Consider the following 796-nt stretch of genomic DNA (forward strand, 5'->3'; position numbering starts at 1 on the left):
CAATATAATCCCTCATATACTAAACTATAACTTTGAGGGGATGATGATGTGATTAAAGTAGAAATAAATAATATATGTATGAATTACCACTCCTTAACTGCAGAAACACCTGCTCTAGCGGATATTTCCTTTGGTGTACAAGAAGGTCACTTTTTAAGTATTGTAGGCCCTTCTGGTTGTGGAAAATCTACGCTATTAAATATAATAGCAGGCTTAATTTCTCCGTCATCTGGAGAAATTAAAATTAATAGTAGTGCTGATAGCACAAGTTTTTTAAAAATTGGATATATGTTTCAAAAGGATCAATTGTTTGACTGGCTAACTATATGGGACAATGTACTGCTAGGCCTTAAAATTAACCATTCTATTACAGCTGCCAATAAGGAACTAGTAAAAAGACTCCTAATAAGTTATAATCTTTGGGAATTTAGAGACCATCATCCTAGAGAATTATCTGGAGGCATGAGGCAAAGGGTTGCTTTAATTAGAACCTTAGCTTTAAGTCCTGAATTACTTCTTTTAGATGAACCCTTTTCAGCTTTAGACTATCAAACTAGATTAAACATTAGTGATGAGGTTTATGAAATTATAAAAAAAGAGAAAAAGACCACAATAATGGTAACACACGACATTGCAGAAGCCATTGCTATGTCCGATGAAATTATTATCCTTTCTAAACGCCCTGCTGTAATTGTTAAACACATGACACTAGAATTTGGTGAAAACTTTTCTTATCCATTAAAACGTAGAGAGGCTCCAAATTTTAGTATTTACTTCAATGAAATTTGGAAGGAGT

The 796-nt window shown here is 33.0% G+C and carries 1 protein-coding gene; it reads left to right on the forward strand.

Annotated elements, in window-relative coordinates; all coding sequences use genetic code 11:
- Positions 1-48: 48 nt before the first annotated feature.
- Positions 49-796, forward strand: a 748-nt coding sequence (locus tag KPL50_RS26640; RefSeq protein ID WP_216301469.1) for an ABC transporter ATP-binding protein, incomplete at its 3' end; no start/stop codon positions are given.

Origin of the sequence: Clostridium sp. CF012, from assembly GCF_018861755.1 — a bacterium.
Taxonomy (GTDB): domain Bacteria; phylum Bacillota; class Clostridia; order Clostridiales; family Clostridiaceae; genus Clostridium_AD.